Source organism: Pseudomonas sp. RC4D1, from assembly GCF_018390395.1.
GTDB classification, from domain to species: Bacteria; Pseudomonadota; Gammaproteobacteria; order Pseudomonadales; family Pseudomonadaceae; genus Aquipseudomonas; species Aquipseudomonas danubii.
Genome location: NZ_JAHBAW010000002.1, coordinates 1,940,642 through 1,956,347, shown reverse-complemented (window position 1 = coordinate 1,956,347; position 15,706 = coordinate 1,940,642). Strand labels below are relative to the sequence as shown.

19 protein-coding genes, 1 pseudogene and 1 riboswitch are annotated in these 15,706 nt (G+C 61.1%); of the genes and pseudogenes, 11 read left to right on the top strand and 9 right to left on the bottom strand.

Features of this window, described 5'->3' with window-relative positions; all coding sequences use genetic code 11:
- Positions 1 to 46 precede the first annotated feature (46 nt).
- From KHO49_RS24585 to KHO49_RS24570, 4 genes are all read left to right on the top strand, one after another.
- On the top strand, positions 47 to 604 hold the full coding sequence (locus KHO49_RS24585) for a hypoxanthine-guanine phosphoribosyltransferase (RefSeq protein ID WP_042941423.1): 558 nt from the start codon (positions 47 to 49) through the stop codon (positions 602 to 604).
- Positions 605 to 607: 3 nt separating this feature from the next.
- Positions 608 to 1,081 carry a WbuC family cupin fold metalloprotein gene (locus tag KHO49_RS24580; protein ID WP_170001502.1) on the top strand — a complete coding sequence of 158 codons (474 nt, stop codon included), beginning with the start codon at positions 608 to 610 and terminating at the stop codon, positions 1,079 to 1,081.
- Between the two features lie 113 nt (positions 1,082 to 1,194).
- Positions 1,195 to 1,680 (top strand): hypothetical protein, encoded by a 486-nt coding sequence (locus tag KHO49_RS24575; protein WP_102860276.1) that lies wholly within the window; start codon positions 1,195 to 1,197, stop codon positions 1,678 to 1,680.
- Positions 1,681 to 1,743: 63 nt separating this feature from the next.
- Positions 1,744 to 2,031, top strand: coding sequence for a PA4642 family protein (locus tag KHO49_RS24570; protein ID WP_102860277.1), 288 nt, complete (start codon positions 1,744 to 1,746; stop codon positions 2,029 to 2,031).
- Between the two features lie 67 nt (positions 2,032 to 2,098).
- On the opposite strand, the gene mqo is transcribed toward KHO49_RS24570, so the two are convergent.
- Together mqo and KHO49_RS24560 are read right to left on the bottom strand one after the other, a co-directional pair.
- Positions 2,099 to 3,610, bottom strand: coding sequence for a malate dehydrogenase (quinone) (mqo, locus tag KHO49_RS24565; protein WP_102860278.1), 1,512 nt, complete (start codon positions 3,608 to 3,610; stop codon positions 2,099 to 2,101).
- Between the two features lie 740 nt (positions 3,611 to 4,350).
- Positions 4,351 to 4,584 carry a hypothetical protein gene (locus KHO49_RS24560; protein WP_102860279.1) on the bottom strand — a complete coding sequence of 78 codons (234 nt, stop codon included), beginning with the start codon at positions 4,582 to 4,584 and terminating at the stop codon, positions 4,351 to 4,353.
- A 208-nt stretch (positions 4,585 to 4,792) separates the two neighbouring features.
- On the opposite strand from KHO49_RS24560, the gene KHO49_RS24555 reads away from it, so the two are divergent.
- Positions 4,793 to 5,377 carry a YajG family lipoprotein gene (locus KHO49_RS24555; RefSeq protein WP_102860280.1) on the top strand — a complete coding sequence of 195 codons (585 nt, stop codon included), beginning with the start codon at positions 4,793 to 4,795 and terminating at the stop codon, positions 5,375 to 5,377.
- Positions 5,378 to 5,467: 90 nt separating this feature from the next.
- Here KHO49_RS24555 and KHO49_RS24550 read toward each other — a convergent pair whose 3' ends face one another.
- Positions 5,468 to 5,674 carry a hypothetical protein gene (locus KHO49_RS24550; RefSeq protein WP_011063378.1) on the bottom strand — a complete coding sequence of 69 codons (207 nt, stop codon included), beginning with the start codon at positions 5,672 to 5,674 and terminating at the stop codon, positions 5,468 to 5,470.
- Positions 5,675 to 5,863: 189 nt separating this feature from the next.
- Between KHO49_RS24550 and KHO49_RS24545 the strand changes: the two genes are divergently transcribed.
- Complete coding sequence (locus KHO49_RS24545; RefSeq protein ID WP_162884090.1) at positions 5,864 to 6,145, top strand: hypothetical protein; 282 nt, start codon at positions 5,864 to 5,866, stop codon at positions 6,143 to 6,145.
- Between the two features lie 66 nt (positions 6,146 to 6,211).
- Here the strand turns inward: KHO49_RS24545 and KHO49_RS24540 are convergent, their stop codons facing one another.
- Positions 6,212 to 7,378, bottom strand: a complete 1,167-nt coding sequence (locus tag KHO49_RS24540; protein ID WP_102860282.1) for a 1-acyl-sn-glycerol-3-phosphate acyltransferase — start codon at positions 7,376 to 7,378, stop codon at positions 6,212 to 6,214.
- A gap of 139 nt (positions 7,379 to 7,517) precedes the next feature.
- Here KHO49_RS24540 and KHO49_RS24535 point away from each other — a divergent pair, with 139 nt between their 5' ends.
- Genes KHO49_RS24535 through KHO49_RS24525 form a run of 3 tightly spaced genes read left to right on the top strand, consistent with a single transcriptional unit; the run spans position 7,518 to position 8,633 of the window.
- Positions 7,518 to 7,700 carry a CPXCG motif-containing cysteine-rich protein gene (locus KHO49_RS24535; protein WP_016967048.1) on the top strand — a complete coding sequence of 61 codons (183 nt, stop codon included), beginning with the start codon at positions 7,518 to 7,520 and terminating at the stop codon, positions 7,698 to 7,700.
- Between the two features lie 16 nt (positions 7,701 to 7,716).
- A complete protein-coding gene (locus tag KHO49_RS24530; RefSeq protein ID WP_102860283.1) occupies positions 7,717 to 7,977 on the top strand; it encodes a putative signal transducing protein in 261 nt (86 codons plus the stop codon).
- A gap of 35 nt (positions 7,978 to 8,012) precedes the next feature.
- Complete coding sequence (locus tag KHO49_RS24525; protein WP_110652236.1) at positions 8,013 to 8,633, top strand: SOS response-associated peptidase; 621 nt, start codon at positions 8,013 to 8,015, stop codon at positions 8,631 to 8,633.
- A gap of 101 nt (positions 8,634 to 8,734) precedes the next feature.
- On the opposite strand, the gene KHO49_RS31610 is transcribed toward KHO49_RS24525, so the two are convergent.
- Together KHO49_RS31610 and KHO49_RS31605 are read right to left on the bottom strand one after the other, a co-directional pair.
- A complete protein-coding gene (locus KHO49_RS31610) occupies positions 8,735 to 9,478 on the bottom strand; it encodes a methyl-accepting chemotaxis protein (protein WP_372820917.1) in 744 nt (247 codons plus the stop codon).
- Between the two features lie 111 nt (positions 9,479 to 9,589).
- Positions 9,590 to 9,787 (bottom strand): annotated as a pseudogene (locus tag KHO49_RS31605) (HAMP domain-containing protein); the annotation flags it as partial.
- A gap of 1,363 nt (positions 9,788 to 11,150) precedes the next feature.
- Between KHO49_RS31605 and KHO49_RS24515 the strand changes: the two are divergent.
- Entirely contained in the window at positions 11,151 to 11,969 is an 819-nt protein-coding gene (locus KHO49_RS24515; RefSeq protein ID WP_102881002.1) for a M48 family metallopeptidase, read from the top strand.
- 84 nt (positions 11,970 to 12,053) lie between these two features.
- Here the strand turns inward: KHO49_RS24515 and KHO49_RS24510 are convergent, their stop codons facing one another.
- The 3 genes from KHO49_RS24510 to KHO49_RS24500 form a co-directional block, all read right to left on the bottom strand.
- Entirely contained in the window at positions 12,054 to 12,638 is a 585-nt protein-coding gene (locus tag KHO49_RS24510; RefSeq protein ID WP_102860988.1) for a TMEM165/GDT1 family protein, read from the bottom strand.
- Positions 12,639 to 12,729: 91 nt separating this feature from the next.
- Positions 12,730 to 12,853: riboswitch (yybP-ykoY riboswitch) on the bottom strand.
- 50 nt (positions 12,854 to 12,903) lie between these two features.
- Positions 12,904 to 13,902, bottom strand: coding sequence for a methyltransferase (locus tag KHO49_RS24505; RefSeq protein WP_110652237.1), 999 nt, complete (start codon positions 13,900 to 13,902; stop codon positions 12,904 to 12,906).
- 31 nt (positions 13,903 to 13,933) lie between these two features.
- Positions 13,934 to 14,899 (bottom strand): 2-hydroxyacid dehydrogenase, encoded by a 966-nt coding sequence (locus KHO49_RS24500; protein WP_213665935.1) that lies wholly within the window; start codon positions 14,897 to 14,899, stop codon positions 13,934 to 13,936.
- An 84-nt stretch (positions 14,900 to 14,983) separates the two neighbouring features.
- Here KHO49_RS24500 and KHO49_RS24495 point away from each other — a divergent pair, with 84 nt between their 5' ends.
- The gene (locus KHO49_RS24495; protein ID WP_102860289.1) at positions 14,984 to 15,613 is read left to right on the top strand and encodes a LysE family translocator; all 630 of its coding nucleotides are present in this window, start codon (positions 14,984 to 14,986) and stop codon (positions 15,611 to 15,613) included.
- Positions 15,614 to 15,706: the final 93 nt, after the last annotated feature.

Genomic DNA, 15,706 nt, shown 5'->3' with positions numbered 1-15,706 from the left:
TACCTTTGCCCGCTTTTCCGAAACTGCCACCCCCTTGGAGAGCGCCATGTCCGCTGATCTCGAGCATATCCGTCAAATCATGCGCGAGGCTGACTGCCTGTACACCGAAGCTGAAGTCGAGGCGGCCATCGCCCGGGTCGGTGCACAAATCACTGAAGAACTGGCTGAGCGCAATCCGGTGGTGTTCTGCGTCATGAACGGCGGCCTGATCTTCGCTGGCAAGCTGCTGACCCACCTGCAGTTCCCCCTGGAAGCCTCCTACCTGCACGCCACGCGCTATCGCAACGAAACCAGTGGCGGCGAGCTGTTCTGGAAGTCCAAGCCGGAAGTCTCCTTTATTGATCGCGACGTGCTGATCATCGACGACATTCTTGATGAAGGTCACACCCTGGGCGCCATCATCGACTTCTGCAAACATGCCGGTGCCCGTGCGGTGCACACCGCGGTGCTGATCGACAAGGAGCACGATCGCAAGGCCCGTCCGGACCTGAAGGCCGACTACATGGGCCTGCCTTGCGTCGACCGCTATGTCTTCGGCTACGGCATGGATTACAAAGGCTACTGGCGCAACGCCGCCGGCATCTATGCCGTGAAGGGGATGTAAGGCATGTCCGGGCCGAGCTTTCTCGATCAAGCGTTGTTCAGCGACCTGGCTGAGAAGGCCTTGGCCAATCCCCGTGGGCGTCAGCACCACAACTTCCACGCCATGGAAGAGCCCTGTCATCGCATGGCAGTGGGGCTGCAACCTTCCACCTACGTTCCGCCGCACCGGCACCTGAGTGCCGACAAGGCTGAGACCTTGCTGGTGCTCAAGGGGCGGCTGGGCGTGCTGATTTTCGATGAGGCGGGCCAGGTGCTGGGCAAGCGCGTCTTGCAGGCCGGTGGTGACTGCGTCGGTGTCGATCTGCCGGCCGGGGTTTTCCATGGCCTGGTGGTGCTTGAGCCCGACAGCCTGATGTTCGAATGCAAGGCCGGGCCTTACCGTCCGGTGGGCGAGGGCGAACAGGCCAGTTGGGCGCCTCGTGAAGGCGAGCCGGGAGTGGCGCAATACCACGCCTGGATGCGTGCGCAATTCGACTGATTGTGTTCCCCCGTTTGTCGTATCCGCAGCCTGCGGCAGGCGCCTCAGACTGCGGTGCAGGATTTGCGACAAAAACCCATGCTAGAGTGCTCAGCCCTTGATTGGAGCCTGTCATGAGCCTGTTGATTCGCACTAGCGCGGCCCTTCTTCTGAGCTTGAGCCTGCCCCTGGCAGCCGCCCCGGCGCCTCTGCACGGGCAATTCTTGCCGCCTGACGACCTGACCCTGCGCGACTCGGTCCCTGAACAGCAGCAGCTGTTGCAGGTGACCGAGTATTCCGTGGTGATCGGCAGCCAGCGCCAATCCAATCAGCAGCCGATTCCGGTGACATCGCCGGTGTGGGTGCGCCTCAAGGGCAAGCCGCTGAACAAGGGGGCCACCATCAGCCAGGTACTGGTGAATTTCGACGGTGAAAGCAAAAGCCTGAAAAAGCCCCAGTACGACGCCAAGTCCAGGACCTTGACCCTGTATTACCCCCTGGCCCAGTACCGGGCAGTGATGGACCTGCTGCGGAACGACACGGTGTATTGCCAGTTTCTCAGTTATGCCAATGGTCATATCTGGGCTGACTTGCACACCGGCAGCGTGCGTCCGCGTTGAGGCCCGAGGCGGGCTGAGGGTAAACTGCCCGCCCCGTGAAATGTCTGCGAGCTGGAGTCGGCGATGCGTAAAGATAAGAAACAAGTGATTGGTGACGAGATCAGCGACGAGCAGATCAAGTTGTTCCTCGATTTCGAGCCGGTCGACGCCACTTCGCCGTCCCTGCACAAACTGATCAAGGCCTACCGTGGCCTGCGCATCGACGATTTCGAGCGCTTCCTGACCTTCTTCGTAGCAGCCGGTCTGGATCTGGATGGCAAGGATGAGCACGGCCAGACCTTCGTTGATCTGATCAAGGATCAGCGCAACGCCGCCGACTACATCGAGCTGATGGACAACGCCCGCGGCTGACCCGCTCGGAAGGCATAAAAAAACGCCCCGTCCTTTGCAGGCCGGGGCGTTTTTTATGGGCGTCAGATCAGGCGCAGCTTTCGGTTTCCTTGCTGGGCTCGACCAGTTCCAGACTCAGGTTATTTTCGCTGTTGATCTTGTGATACAGCGCTGCGTCGGTTTCCAGGGCCTTCTCCCGCGCCGGGAAAATTTCCTTGAGCTTGGTAGCCCATTCGCCGCTGGCCTTGGCCGGGAAGCAACGCTCGATCAGCTCCAGCATGATCGACACGGTCACCGATGCACCTGGCGAAGCGCCGAGCAGGGCGGCCAGAGAACCGTCCTTGGCCGCCACCAGCTCGGTACCGAACTGCAGGATGCCGCCTTTCTTCGGGTCTTTCTTGATGATCTGCACCCGTTGCCCGGCCACTTCCAGGCGCCAGTCTTCCGCCTTGGCCTGTGGATAGAAGCGGCGCAGGGACTCCAGGCGCTGCTCCATGGACTGCATGACTTCGCTGACCAGGTATTTGGTCAGGTCCATGTTGTCCCGGGCTACGGCCAGCATTGGACCGATGTTGCCGGCGCGAACCGACATTGGCAGGTCGAGGAACGAGCCGTGCTTGAGGAACTTGGTGGTGAAGCCGGCATAAGGTCCGAACAGCAGGGATTTCTTGCCGTCGACCACGCGGGTGTCCAGGTGCGGCACCGACATCGGTGGCGAACCCACGGCGGCCTGGCTGTAGACCTTGGCCTGGTGTTGCTTGACCACTTCCGGATTGTCGCAACGCAGCCACTGGCCGCTCACCGGGAAGCCGCCAAAGCCTTTGCTCTCTTCAATGCCGGAAGCCTGCAGCAGCGGCAGGGCCGCGCCACCGGCGCCGAGGAACACGAACTTGGCGTCGACTTCGCGGCTGTTGCCGCTGTTGACGTCCTTGATGCTCACGGTCCAGCCGTTGTCCTTGTTGCGCTTGAGACCGGTCACGCGCTTGCAGTACTTGACCTGGGCATCGGGTGCGCTGGTCAGGTGCTTGAGCAACTGGTTGGTCAGGGCGCCGAAGTTGACGTCGGTGCCATTGATCACCCGGGTCGCGGCGATGGTTTCATCTGCCGGACGGCCCGGCATCATCAGCGGCATCCACTCGGCCATCTTGGCCTTGTCTTCGGTGTATTCCATGTCCGCGAAGGCATGGTGCTGGCTCAGCACTTCAAAACGCTTCTTGAGGAAGGACACACCCTTGTCGCCCTGCACGAAGCTCAGGTGCGGCACTGGGCTGATGAAGGACTTGGACGAGCCGAACGTGCCTTTCTTGGTCAGGTAGGACCAGAACTGTTTCGACACTTCGAACTGGGTATTGATGTGTACGGCTTTCTTGATGTCGATGCTGCCATCGGCGGCCTGTGGCGTGTAGTTCAGCTCACAGAGGCCTGCGTGGCCGGTACCGGCGTTGTTCCACGGGTTGGAACTCTCCGCGGCACCCGAATCCATCAGCTCGACGACTTCCAGCTTGATTGCGGGGTCGAGCTCTTTGAGCAGTACAGCGAGGGTGGCACTCATGATGCCGGCCCCAACCAATACGACGTCTACTGCTTCGTTATGCGCCATTAACGCGTCTCCAAAATCTGCAGCACCAAATTGACGGCATGGCTGCCAGGAGTGACGGGGCGGTTCACGTAATGCCCCAGGTTACCCATGGCCAGGATCGCCATGTCCGAATCTTCGCAATTCTTTGCAACTACTGCGGACGCTGCCAACCGGGCCTCAAGGTGCATATGAACGCATCTCGGGGCGCCTCAGGCAATTCGACTTATGGTCGATACATCCGCTCGTGCAACCAAATCCGTCAGCGGACAGGCTTCAAGCACCAGTTCTTGAGGAGTGCTCGGTCCTGTGTAATCGGGCTGTTGTAGAGGCCAATGGTGCCAGTTCAGACGCAAAACTATTCATTTGCTCGCCACACTCTTGTGAAGTTGTGAAAACCCGTTTTTTCACGCTCTTTTGAAGACGTGAACCTCAAAAAAGGGCTGCCTCGGCCTGGCACCTGGCCCGAGCGGTGTTGCCGGCATGCAAGGCATGCGGGCACAACGGGCAAACAGCTTTAAGTGGCCGAGCAATGGCAGCTCTGCAGATTCGCGAAAAGTGGAGGTTTGCAAGGTGGTACAGCAAGCACGCCAGCTTCACTCGATCTGTGTGGGCGGCTCTCTGTGGGCGGTGCGGGGTGCCAATGCAGTGGCGTTGGCGGTACTGCGAGGCCCGATCAGGAGACGTCCTTATAATCGGGGGGAGATTGTAACGAAGAAATGCGCAGAAATGATCCTGTTTCGTGACTTTTATTAGGCTGTTGGTCAGGTGGCCAGTATCGGTCGCACCAAGGAGCTGGCGCAGCGTGGGCTGATCCGGGCGCTGGCGGGTAATACCTGGTGCAACCAGTTCAGGCGAATCTCTTGGATTTCCACCCAACCGTCACCCACGGGAGCCGCCGGGCAGTGTTTGAAGGCGCGGCAACGGCCTTGGCCATCGAGCAGGGCAAAACTGCGGAACTGCTGACGCGGGGCGAACAGGGAGCGAAGGAAGTTCATAACCGAACACCTGTGAGTGGGTCATTGACGATAAGAGTGCCCTTGAGCCGTTACATCATGATGTATTGCGAGTGAACGGCAGGTTACAGGAACCTGGTTGTACGGCACCTGTCTGAGACTTGACTAACTCTTGCCTGAAGCTGGTTCGTCGCGGTTATGCACCGCTATACTGCGGCCCTGTTTGTGCCTGATTCCTGGAGAGATGAGCATGTTGCAACGCCTGTTGTTCGGTTTGATCACTGTGACCAGCCTGTCGCTGGTGGGTTGCGCCCACAGCCCGCAACAACTGAGCCCGGAGCCGAAGCTCACGACCCAGTTGGCCCCCGTCGGCCATGGCCAGCCGGTGGTGGTGAAAGTGGTTGATGGACGTCCATCGCCGACCCTGGGTACTCGTGGCGGTCTGTACCCGGAAACCAGCGCCATTACTGTGCAGAGCGCGCAGATCCTGCCGAAACTGCAGGCCCAGGCCGAAGCCGCGGTACGTCTGTTGGGCTTCACCCCGACCGCCGGCGGCAGCAATGCTCCGCAGTTGACCGTGACCCTGGCCGAGCTCAAGTACCAGTCGCCCAAAGAGGGCCTGTACGTGACCGAGGCCACCATTGGCGCCACTTTCCGTTCTGATGTGCAGAACGCCAACCGTCGCTACAGCGGTCGCTATGGCGCCTCCCTTGACCAGCGTTTCGGCATGGCGCCGAACCAGGACACCAATACCAAGCTGGTGAGCGACGTACTGAGCGATGCGCTGACCCGTCTGTTCAAGGACCCGACCGTCGGCCAGATCCTCGGCGAGTAAGGCGCCGCTGCGGCTTCATGCTCGCTACTGGCTCCGTCAATAAAAAGCCCGGCTGCCCATCAGGCAGCCGGGCTTTTTGCTGTTCGCGTGTCAGGCCGCCTCGACGTAGAAGTCCAGCATGCTGACGCCGGTCAGCAGATCGGTTTCCGGCAAGTCCGCATGCTGGTGTCCGCCCAGGGCGCAATACACCAGCCAATGCCGGTCCTGAACGTTGAAGGCCAGGGCGCCCACTAGCGCTTGCTGTTCTTCACTGGGGGCTATCAGGTAAAGGCGATCCTGGTTTTCTGCGTGCAGCATGACAAGCTCCGTGGGGCATCGAGGGGCAACAGACTGGCTTGTTTAGATGACGAAAAGATGACGATTCAAATTAATTGGTCGACACCTCGTTACTGGTCGGAAAGCCCCCGCGTTTATCCGGGGATTGAGTAGAATCCGCGCCGCGGGTGCACTCGACGACCCGAATACAGGTTTCATTCGAGGTTCATGATGTCGCTGCAACTGATCTGGTCGATGTTCAACGCCCACCCTGCCAAATTGATCAACCTGCTGGCCCTGCTGTTTGCTTGCCCGGGCAGTTGGCTGCTGCACGCCACTCGTTGCCGTGAACGGCGGGCCCTGGCCAACCTGGCCGTCCAGAGTGAAGACCGGGGGCTGGGTCAACCCATGCTGGACCCCGCTACTTTGCGAATGAACCGATTCTTCTACCGCTTCGGTTTCGCCTGCCTGGGGCTGGCATTGCTGGTGTCCTGGATCAGTACGCGTTTCTGACCGATCCTTGAACCGCAGACATGACAACGGCGCCCGCAGGCGCCGTTGTGCGTTGCAGTGCCGCGATTACAGCGCCAGGCCTGCCTTGACCCGGTACTGATTGCGCACCGGATTGGCATATTGCAGCACCAGGTAAGGGCGGTGCTCCGGTGGGCAGGCGTCCAGCCGGCGCTGCCATTCTTCCTCGGCCTTGGCCAGTTCCTGTGGCGCGAAGACCTCGGCGGCGCTCGGTACCTGCAGTTGCGGGTCGGCATCGCTCCACTGGGCATACGCCAGGTAATGCACCGGGAACAGGCGGTAGCCGCCGAGAATCTGCCGGTCCATTTCCATGGCCAATTGCTTGGTGTCTTCGAACAGTTCGCTGATGGGGGCGGCGAAGTTCACGTGGACCCGGCCCTTATAGCCAGTGATGCCTTTGGCGATGCTCACGTCATCCTCCCCTGGCGCTTTGGTGTAGCTGCCGGTGGTGGCGCGGATGTACAGCTCCCGGGCCTTGGCCTGGTCGCAGGGGTCATATTCGTAGCTGATGGACACCGGGGTCAGGTTCAGCGATTGGATGACCTCGCCAAACGGCTCGTCCTTGCGGCTCATGTGGAACATCTTGAGGATCGCCGACTCGGTGCGGTCGTCGCCATCCTTGGCCCGGCCTTCGGCCTGGGCGATCCAGATCGACTGGACGTCGTTGCGGATCGAATGGTTGATATAGGCCGAGAGCAGTTGATAGGCCGCGAGTTTTTCCCGTCGCCCGCTGATGGAGCGATGGACGATGAAACTCTTGTTCAGGCGCATCAGGTCGCTGACGAACGGCTTCTGCAGCAGGTTGTCGCCAATGGCGATGCGCGGTGTCGGCAGTCCGGCGTGATACACCGCGTAATTGACGAAGGCCGGGTCCATGACGATGTCGCGATGGTTGGCCAGGAAGACATAGGCGGTGCCGGATTTGAACTGCTCGACGCCGGTATAGGTCACGCCGTCGGTGGCACGTTCAATGGTGTGGTCGACGTAGAACTCGACCTTGTCCTGCAGGGTCGCCACCGAAGTGACCCCGGCGAATTCGCGGCGCAGGCGATGGGCAATCAGGGGTTTGAGCAGCCAGCCGAACGTATTGGCAAAACGCGGGAAGCGGAAGTGGGTGAGGATATCTAGAAACGCCTTGTCGCTGAGCAGCCGGGCCAGCACCGCTGGTACTTCGCTGTCGTGGTAAGGTCGGATGGCATCGAATTCGCCCATCATGCTCTCTTGTTAGAAACGGCTAGGGTAAGAAAAGGTCTGTATCGAAAAAAGCCGGGCATGGTCTGAAAGTTCAGCTCAAACAAAAAAAGCCCTGCAAATAGACCGGCGATTATACGCATAAGTCACTCTGGAGACGGCGATGCTGGAAACCGACCATTATCAATGCCCTTACTGTGGCGAACAGGCAGAAGCTGTATTGGACCTGTCCGCCGGCGACCAGACCTATATCGAAGACTGCCCGGTGTGCTGCCGGCCCATTGTCTTCACGCTGCAAACCGATGGTCGGGAGTGGATGCTCGATGTCCACAGTGAAAATGACTGAGTGGGGCGTGGTTCTTATGCAGCGCATCTATGAGCCAGAAAATCTGATGGAAGGCGAGTTGCTCCAGTGCATGCTGGCGAGCGAGGGTATCGAGGCACACCTGCAAGGGCGCGATTTGTTGGGCGGGGCGGGGGAGTTGCCGCTGTTCGGACTGCTGGGGCTGACGGTGGAGAATGATCAGGCGCAGCAGGCGCTGGAACTGATCGCTGCGTACAATGCGGCCCAGCCATTGCCCTTTGAAGAACCGGATAGTTTTACCGGGGTGCTGGTCTGTTAGGCTGAGCGCCGATTTGCCGAGAGTTGTATTGCCCCATGTGTGGACGTTATGCCCTGTTTCGTTGGAACCCCGCTTTTGCCGCCTTGCCGGGATTTCCCGAGGATCAGCGCGCGCAGTGGAATATATCGCCCAATGATTCGGTGCTGATCCAGCGGGTCGAAAACGGCCAGCGCACTCTGGCCCGGGCCCGTTGGGGGCTGACCCCGCCCTGGCTGACGGACCTGTCGCGTACTCCGGCTCATGCCCGGGCGGAAACCCTGGCGGAGCAGCCGATGTTTCGTCAGGCGTTCCGTGAGCGCCGCTGTCTGTTACCGGCCAACGGCTTCTATGAATGGCGCGGCGGAAGTCGTAAACGGCCTTATTGGCTGACGCCGGGTGAGGGTTCGTCGATCTTCTTTGCCGCGATCTGGGAGGCCTATCCGGTACAGGAACAGGTCTGGCTGAGTACTGCGGTGGTGACTCAGGCGGCTGCCAATCTGCGTCGCCCGTTGATCCTGGACGCCGCCGCCCAGGAAGTCTGGCTCGATCCCGAGACGCCGCTACCTGCCTTGCAAGCCTTGCTCGCCAGCCCGCCTGCCGCGTTGCGCGAGCGGGTCCTGGCCAACCTGGTCAACGACCCCAAGCTCAACGGCCCCGAGTGCCTGACCCCCGCCTGATTGGGTGGCAATAGAAGCTGGCTTGCCGGCGAAAGGGCCTTGAGCCACCTTCGCCGAAAAGCCGGCTCCCAAGAGGGATGGAGCAGCGGCGTGGTGCTGGATTAAACCTTGAACTGATTGATCAGGCGCCGTTGCTGTTCGGCGAGCTTGGTCAGCCCGGCGCTGGCGGCGCTGGACTCATCGGCACCGCTTGCTACCTCGTTGGCCACCTGGCCGATGTTGATCACGTTGCGGTTGATGTCCTCGGCCACTGCGCTCTGCTCCTCGGCGGCGCTGGCGATCTGGGTGTTCATGTCGTTGATCACCGATACCGCCTGAGTGATGGTTTCCAGAGCCTGGGCTGCCTTGGCCGCATGCTCCACGCTTTGGTCGGTCTTGTGCTGGCTGTCTTCCATGACCCGCACCACTTCCCGGGTGCCCTGCTGCAGCTGCTGGATCATCGACTGGATTTCTTCCGTGGCCTGCTGGGTCTTCTGGGCCAGATTGCGCACTTCGTCGGCGACCACGGCAAAGCCGCGGCCCTGTTCGCCTGCTCGTGCCGCCTCGATCGCTGCGTTAAGGGCCAGGAGGTTGGTCTGCTCGGCAATCCCACGGATGGCAATAAGAATGGCGTTGATGTTCTCGCTGTCCTTGGCCAGGGTCTGCACCACGCCCACTGCGCGGCCGATTTCCTCGGCCAGGGCGCCAATCGAGCTGGAGGTGTCGCGCACGATCTGCATGCCCTGGCTGGCGGCCTGATCGGCATGACTGGCCGCTTGCGCAGCCTGGGTCGCATTGCGGGCCACGTCCTGGGCGGTGGCGGTCATTTCATGCACTGCCGTGGCCACTTGGTCGATTTCCACCATCTGTTTATGTACGCCCTGGTTGGTGCGAATAGCGATATCGGCGGTGTGTTCCGAGGAATCGCTGACGCTTTGCACCGAGGTCACCACTTGGCTGATCATTGCCTGCAGCTTGGCCAGGAAGGTGTTGAACCCTTTGGCGATGGAGCCCAGCTCGTCGGCCCGGTCGCTGGTCAGGCGCCGAGTCAGGTCACCTTCGCCCTGGGCGATATCATCGAGCATGGCCACCATCTGTCGCAGTGGACGTGCGATGCCGTGCCCCACCAACCAGATCACCAGCAGGCCGAGGCCAGCAATCACCAAGCCGACCATGGCCATGCCGAAGGTGTCGGCCTTGCGCTGTTCGGCCAGGTCGCCTTGCAGCTTGTCCAGATCGGCCATCACCGCCCCCAGGGGCAGTTGCAGCATCAGCGTCCAGTTGGCATCGGTCTGACCGATACCGAACGGCAGGTACAGGGCAATCTGGCCGTTGGCCTGGTCGACGTTGTAGGTCACTTCGCCGCGCTTGAGGTTGGACAGTCTGGCCACGGTGTCTTGGCGCAGCACGTCGCTGACTTTCTCGCCGAACTTGCTCGAATCCTTGGTGTAGGCCACCAGACGGCCGTTGCCGCCGATCAGGGCCATTTCCCCGGCACCGTTGTAGAGCTTCTGATTGGCAGCTACCAGCATGTCCTGAATGAAGTTCACCGACAGGTCAGCGCCGACGATGCCCTGGAATTTGCCGTTGAGCAGGATGGGCTGAATAAAGGAGGCGAGCATCACCACCTTGTCGCCGACCTTGTACGGAGCGGGGTCGATGACGCAGGACTTGAGGCTGTCCTGGGAGCACAGGTAGTACTCGCTGGTACGCACGCCGGTGGAGAGCAGGGTCCGGTCGTTGACGTCGGCCAGCTTGTCCAGGCCCAGGCTGCCGTCTTCGTTGCGGAACCACCAGGGCAGGAAGCGCCCGTTGGCGGCGTCCATACCTACCACCGAGGTGCCGATGTAGGCCGCGTCGTTGTGGTCGATGGCGCCCGGCTCCCAGGCGATGTAGGCGCCGAGGATCTTCGGATTCTGGGTGACGTTCTCTTTGATCAGGGCGATCAGCTGTTCACGGTTCAGGCTGAGTCCGGCATGGCCTTGGGAGTCCTGGGTGCCCATCAGGGCATTGACCCGCACCAGGCCGCCGGCAATCAGCAGTGGCGCTTCCAGCTCCCGTTGGATCTGGCTGACCTGAGTCTGCGCCAGGCCGCTCAGGCGCTGTTCGATGACTTGCTCGAATTGGGCCTGGGTCCGTTCCTGCACCATTTGCTGGGTCTTGGCCCCGGAGAACAGGGCGTACAGCACCAGGGCTACAACCACGCTGAGGACAATGGCACCGGCCAGGGCGGCGACGGAAAACTGGATCGACTTGAACTTCATAGAGGCTCCGGGCGCAGGAATTTAGGTCTGCCGTGCTGTATCGGCCGCAGCCTCACCGGTCATTAGCCTGGAGAGGAGAAATGACTGTTTCAGATGGTTAAAGGTCGTTATTGGCGGGGGCGTGTTGCAGACCGTTGGCGGCCTTGGGCGGTATGTGAAGTTTTTTCGTCAGGCTCTGGATGTATCTGAATTGCGACTGAATGCGTGTTTTGCATCTGGCGCAGACACAGTTCCGCCCTTAGGATACGCGCCATGTTTTCAGGGAGGTTTCATGATGAAGAAGTCGTTACTCGTATGTGCATTGAGCGCTGCTGTGCTGCTGACCGGCTGTGAAACGGTCAATACCACTAGCGGTGGCGTGGTGGGTGTGGATCGCAAACAGTCGATGTTCAGCATGGTGTCCAGCGCTGAAGTCAACCAGTCCTACGCCCAGTCCTATCAACAGACTCTGGGTGAGGCCAGCAGCCAAGGCGTACTGGACAAGACCAGTGCCAATGCCAAGCGCCTGCAGGTCATTGCCAATCGCCTGATTGCCCAGGCACCGACCTTCCGTCCCGACTGCGCGCAGTGGAAATGGGAAGTCAACCTGATCAAGAGCGACGAGCTCAACGCCAACTGCGGTCCTGGCGGCAAGATCATTTTCTATTCCGGGCTGATCGAAAAGCTGAAACTGACCGACGATGAAATCGCTGCGGTCATGGGTCATGAAATTGCCCACGCCCTGCGCGAGCATGGTCGTGAAGCGATGTCCAAGCAGTACGCGGTCGGTGCAGGCAAGCAAATCGCTACCCTGTTCGGTGTCTCGCAGGAAACCGTAGCCCTGGGCGACAACGGGGTGAGCCTGCTGATGACTCTGCCCAACAGCCGCGAGAATGAAAACGAAGCGGACCTGATTGGTCTGGAGCTGGCTGCCCGCGCCGGTTACAACCCGAACGCGGCCATCAGCTTGTGGAACAAGATGGGCCAGGCTGCCGGTGGTTCTGCGCCGCCCGAGTTCATGAGTACTCACCCGGCTTCCACCAGCCGTATCGCCTCCCTGCAGGCGGCGATTCCAAAGGTGATGCCGTTGTATGAGCAGGCCAAGAAGTCCTGATCCATTGCTTCATTTGCGCTGACGCGTTCGCCGGCAAGCCGGCTCCTGCAGGTTGTGTAGGAGTCGACTTGCCGGTGATTTCATTTACAGCCAGCCACTGATCTGCATGGCCTTGTACACCGCCACTACGGCGAGGATGAAGAAGGCCGTCGCCGCCAGGCGACGAATCAGGGTCAGGGGCAGCTTGTCCGCGGCGAAGTTACCCGCCAGAACCACCGGCACGTTGGCAATCAGCATGCCCAGGGTGGTGCCGATGATCACCAGCCACAGATCCGGATATTGCGCCGCCAGCATGACGGTAGCGACTTGGGTCTTGTCGCCGATTTCAGCCAGGAAGAACGCGATCAGGGTCGTGAGGAAAGGCCCGAACTTGCGTGCGGTAGTGGCTTCATCGTCATCCATCTTGTCTGGAACCAGGGTCCACAGGGCGGTGGCGGTGAAGCTAGCGGCGAGAATCCAGTGCAGGGTCGCGTCCGAGAAGAAGCTGCCGAACCAGGCACCTACCGCGCCGGCGGCCGCATGGTTGGCCAGGGTCGCGGCGACGATGCCGGCGATGATGGGCCAGGGTTTGCGAAAGCGCGCGGCAAGAATCAGGGCGAGCAGTTGCGTCTTGTCGCCGATTTCGGCCAAGGCAACGATTGCGGTGGGAACGAGGAGAGAATCCAGCATCATCAGGGTTTTCCTAAGGGGCGGGTCGACACGGCTATGACACGTACAGCCTTCCCGCCCCGGGTAAGGTGTGCGTGTCATAGGTCTTGTCAAACCCTGCGGTCCGTCTGTGCGGACTCTTGGGTCGCATGCGCCATGGTCTGAGGACCAAGTATGTTGACGCATGCCGGACGAGCGTGGCGCTCGTGGGAGACTACTCCCCTAGGACGGAGCGGATTCTGCCTAGGCAAACTCCATTCGGCAAGCCTTGTTTGCGAAAAGAAGGTCAGCCGCGCTTGGCCCGATAAATCCGAAATCCCTGGCCTTCGGCCTTGATTGCGCAGGGTCCAAGGTGCTCTTCGATCAGGGGTTGGTAGCGCAGGAAGCTGTTGGCCACTACCCGTAGTTCGCCGCCTTTTTGCAGATGTTTGGCCGCTTTTCGCAGCAGGTTTTCTGTGGCTTGGTAATCGGTGTGGACCCCGGTATGGAAGGGGGGATTGGTCAGAATGCAGTTCAACTCCATGGGCGCGGCATCAATCCCGTCGCCGGTCAGTACCTCGGCTTCAAGACCGTTGGCGGCCAGGGTCAGGCGACTGCTGGCGGCGGCAAAGGCGTCCACATCCAGCAAGGTCACGCTGTTGTCCGGGTAGCGGCGCTTCACTGTGGCCCCCAGCACCCCGGCGCCACAGCCGAAGTCCAGCAGGTGGCCGGCGGGCAAGTGATCCAGATGCTCCAGCAACAGCGCGGTGCCGCGGTCCAGGCGCCCGTGGCTGAACACTCCCGGCAGGCTGACGACCGTCAATGGACCTTCGGCCAGGGGCAGTTCGTATTCCTGGGCCAGACTCTCCAGCGCCACCGGTTCGGGAGCGTTGGCGACCGTGACCTGCCACAGCTGGCAGTGGCGCGCGCTGTCGAGCTTGCGCGGTTTGCCGAAAGGGTTGAGTTGCTTGGCGGCGCTTTCTACGCCGCTACGCTTTTCCCCCACCAGATACAGCTCGCGTCCGGCCAGGCGTGAGGCCAGGGCGTTGAGCAGGTAGTCGGTGAGGTCCTTGGACTTGGGCAGGAACAGCACGGCGCTGTCGAAGGATTCTGCCGGTGCTTCTACGCCAAAGTGGCTGCGGCCTGGAAAGCGTGCCTCCAGGGCCGCATGGTCACCGGCGTGCCAGCTCCAGCCACGGGCATTGGGCAGACGCCCGAGCAGGTCATCCGCGGTCAGGCCGGCCAGCAGCAGTGAGCCTTGAAACAATTGAGCCTGGCGTAACAGTACTTCACTGCGTGTGTCCATGATCCGCACCCGAAAAAAGTGGCGAAGTTTATCAACTCACGACACGCAGTGGGGCGCCGCTGAAGAAGGCTTGGGCATTTTCCGTCAGTTGCCCGACGATTCGCTGGCGAGCTTCGCGGCTGCCCCAGGCATTGTGCGGCGTGACGATCAGGCGTGGGATATCACCGGCCAGCATTGGATTGCCGTTCACCGGCGGTTCGACGCTCAGGACGTCGGTGGCAGCCCCACCCAGATGACCACTGCGCAGCGCATCGGCCAGGGCCTGTTCGTCAATCAGGCCGCCGCGGGCGGTGTTGACCACCAGGGCGCCGGGCTTGAGTAGGGCCAGTTCCCGGGCACCGATGAAGTTTCGGGTGTGTTCGTTGAGTGGGCAGTGCAGGGTCAGGGCATCCACTTGTGTTAGCAGTTCCTCCAGCGGCAGGCGATCCGGTCGAGCCGGGCGTCCGGGGATCTGCCCCAATACCACGCGCATGCCAAAGGCTTCGGCCAGGCGTGCCACGGCGCTGCCCAGCTCGCCATTGCCCAGCAGACCCAGGGTCTTGCCCGCCAGTTCGATGATGGGGAAGTCCAGCAGGCAGAACTGCTTGGCCTGTTGCCAGCGGCCGGCGGCCACGGCTTGTTGGTAGTCGGCAACCCGAGTGGCGAGATTGAGCAGCAGCATCAGGGTGTGCTGGGCCACCGACGGAGTGCCATAACCCTGGCAGTTGCTGACGCTGATGCCTTGTTGGCGGGCAGCGGCCAGATCGACATTGTTGGTGCCGGTGGCGGCCACCAGGATCAGTTGCAGATCAGGGCAGGCCGCCAGGGTCTCGGCGCTCAGGGCCACCTTGTTGCTGATGGCGACTTGCGCACCCTGCAAGCGCTCGGTCACTTGGTCCGCGGGGGTGTGGGCATGCACTTGCAGGGGGCTGAAGCACTCATGCAGCGCACTCAGATCCAGGTCGCCCAGGTCCAGTGAGCTGTGATCGAGGAAGACGGCGCGGCGATTGTTGATCATGAACTGTACCTTTTGCACGAGGGATCTAAGGCGTAATCTGCCGAGCCTAACAGATGAAATAATTAGACATACACAGGAGCCTGCATGTACCTCACCGAGTTCTTGACCGTTGCCCTGATCCACTTGCTGGCGGTGGCCAGCCCCGGCCCGGACTTTGCCGTGGTGGTGCGCGAAAGCGTGACCCACGGCCGCCGCGCCGGTACCTGGACTGCCCTGGGAGTGGGCTGTGCGATCTTCCTGCACGTGGGTTACTCGCTGCTGGGGATCGGCCTGATCGTTTCCCAGTCCATCGTGCTATTCAACGCCCTGAAGTGGTTGGCGGCGGCGTATCTGCTGTACATCGGCTACAAGGCCCTGCGTGCTCAGCCGGCCAAGCCGGCGGCGGACGACCTGCACAAGGAAGCCGGAGAGCGTACCGCGCGCGGTGCCTTTACTTCCGGTTTTGTCACCAATGGCTTGAACCCCAAGGCGACCCTGTTCTTCCTCTCGCTGTTCACCGTGGTGATCAACCCGCACACCCCCCTGGCGATCCAGGCCGGTTATGGGGTGTATCTGGCGGCGGCCACCGCAGTCTGGTTCTGCCTGGTAGCCATGCTCTTCAGCCAGCAACGGGTGCGTGCCGGCTTCGCCCGCATGGGGCACTGGTTCGACCGCACCATGGGCGCGGTGCTGATCGCCATCGGCGTGAAACTGGCCTTCACCGAGATGCATTGAACACTCTCCCCGGACGGGGCACGCAGGATCTCCTGAACCGCGCGAATACTGGCCTGGAGCTAGTATTGGTGCGGCCCTGCAAATCATCCCTTT

Coding starts and splice junctions, on each gene's coding strand:
- KHO49_RS24585 (WP_042941423.1), top strand. CDS start 47: ATGTCCGCTGATCTCGAGCATATCCGTCAAATCATGCGCGAGGCTGAC.
- KHO49_RS24580 (WP_170001502.1), top strand. CDS start 608: ATGTCCGGGCCGAGCTTTCTCGATCAAGCGTTGTTCAGCGACCTGGCT.
- KHO49_RS24575 (WP_102860276.1), top strand. CDS start 1,195: ATGAGCCTGTTGATTCGCACTAGCGCGGCCCTTCTTCTGAGCTTGAGC.
- KHO49_RS24570 (WP_102860277.1), top strand. CDS start 1,744: ATGCGTAAAGATAAGAAACAAGTGATTGGTGACGAGATCAGCGACGAG.
- mqo (WP_102860278.1), bottom strand. CDS start 3,610: ATGGCGCATAACGAAGCAGTAGACGTCGTATTGGTTGGGGCCGGCATC.
- KHO49_RS24560 (WP_102860279.1), bottom strand. CDS start 4,584: ATGAACTTCCTTCGCTCCCTGTTCGCCCCGCGTCAGCAGTTCCGCAGT.
- KHO49_RS24555 (WP_102860280.1), top strand. CDS start 4,793: ATGTTGCAACGCCTGTTGTTCGGTTTGATCACTGTGACCAGCCTGTCG.
- KHO49_RS24550 (WP_011063378.1), bottom strand. CDS start 5,674: ATGCTGCACGCAGAAAACCAGGATCGCCTTTACCTGATAGCCCCCAGT.
- KHO49_RS24545 (WP_162884090.1), top strand. CDS start 5,864: ATGTCGCTGCAACTGATCTGGTCGATGTTCAACGCCCACCCTGCCAAA.
- KHO49_RS24540 (WP_102860282.1), bottom strand. CDS start 7,378: ATGATGGGCGAATTCGATGCCATCCGACCTTACCACGACAGCGAAGTA.
- KHO49_RS24535 (WP_016967048.1), top strand. CDS start 7,518: ATGCTGGAAACCGACCATTATCAATGCCCTTACTGTGGCGAACAGGCA.
- KHO49_RS24530 (WP_102860283.1), top strand. CDS start 7,717: ATGCAGCGCATCTATGAGCCAGAAAATCTGATGGAAGGCGAGTTGCTC.
- KHO49_RS24525 (WP_110652236.1), top strand. CDS start 8,013: ATGTGTGGACGTTATGCCCTGTTTCGTTGGAACCCCGCTTTTGCCGCC.
- KHO49_RS31610 (WP_372820917.1), bottom strand. CDS start 9,478: ATGGTGGAAATCGACCAAGTGGCCACGGCAGTGCATGAAATGACCGCC.
- KHO49_RS24515 (WP_102881002.1), top strand. CDS start 11,151: ATGAAGAAGTCGTTACTCGTATGTGCATTGAGCGCTGCTGTGCTGCTG.
- KHO49_RS24510 (WP_102860988.1), bottom strand. CDS start 12,638: ATGCTGGATTCTCTCCTCGTTCCCACCGCAATCGTTGCCTTGGCCGAA.
- KHO49_RS24505 (WP_110652237.1), bottom strand. CDS start 13,902: ATGGACACACGCAGTGAAGTACTGTTACGCCAGGCTCAATTGTTTCAA.
- KHO49_RS24500 (WP_213665935.1), bottom strand. CDS start 14,899: ATGATCAACAATCGCCGCGCCGTCTTCCTCGATCACAGCTCACTGGAC.
- KHO49_RS24495 (WP_102860289.1), top strand. CDS start 14,984: ATGTACCTCACCGAGTTCTTGACCGTTGCCCTGATCCACTTGCTGGCG.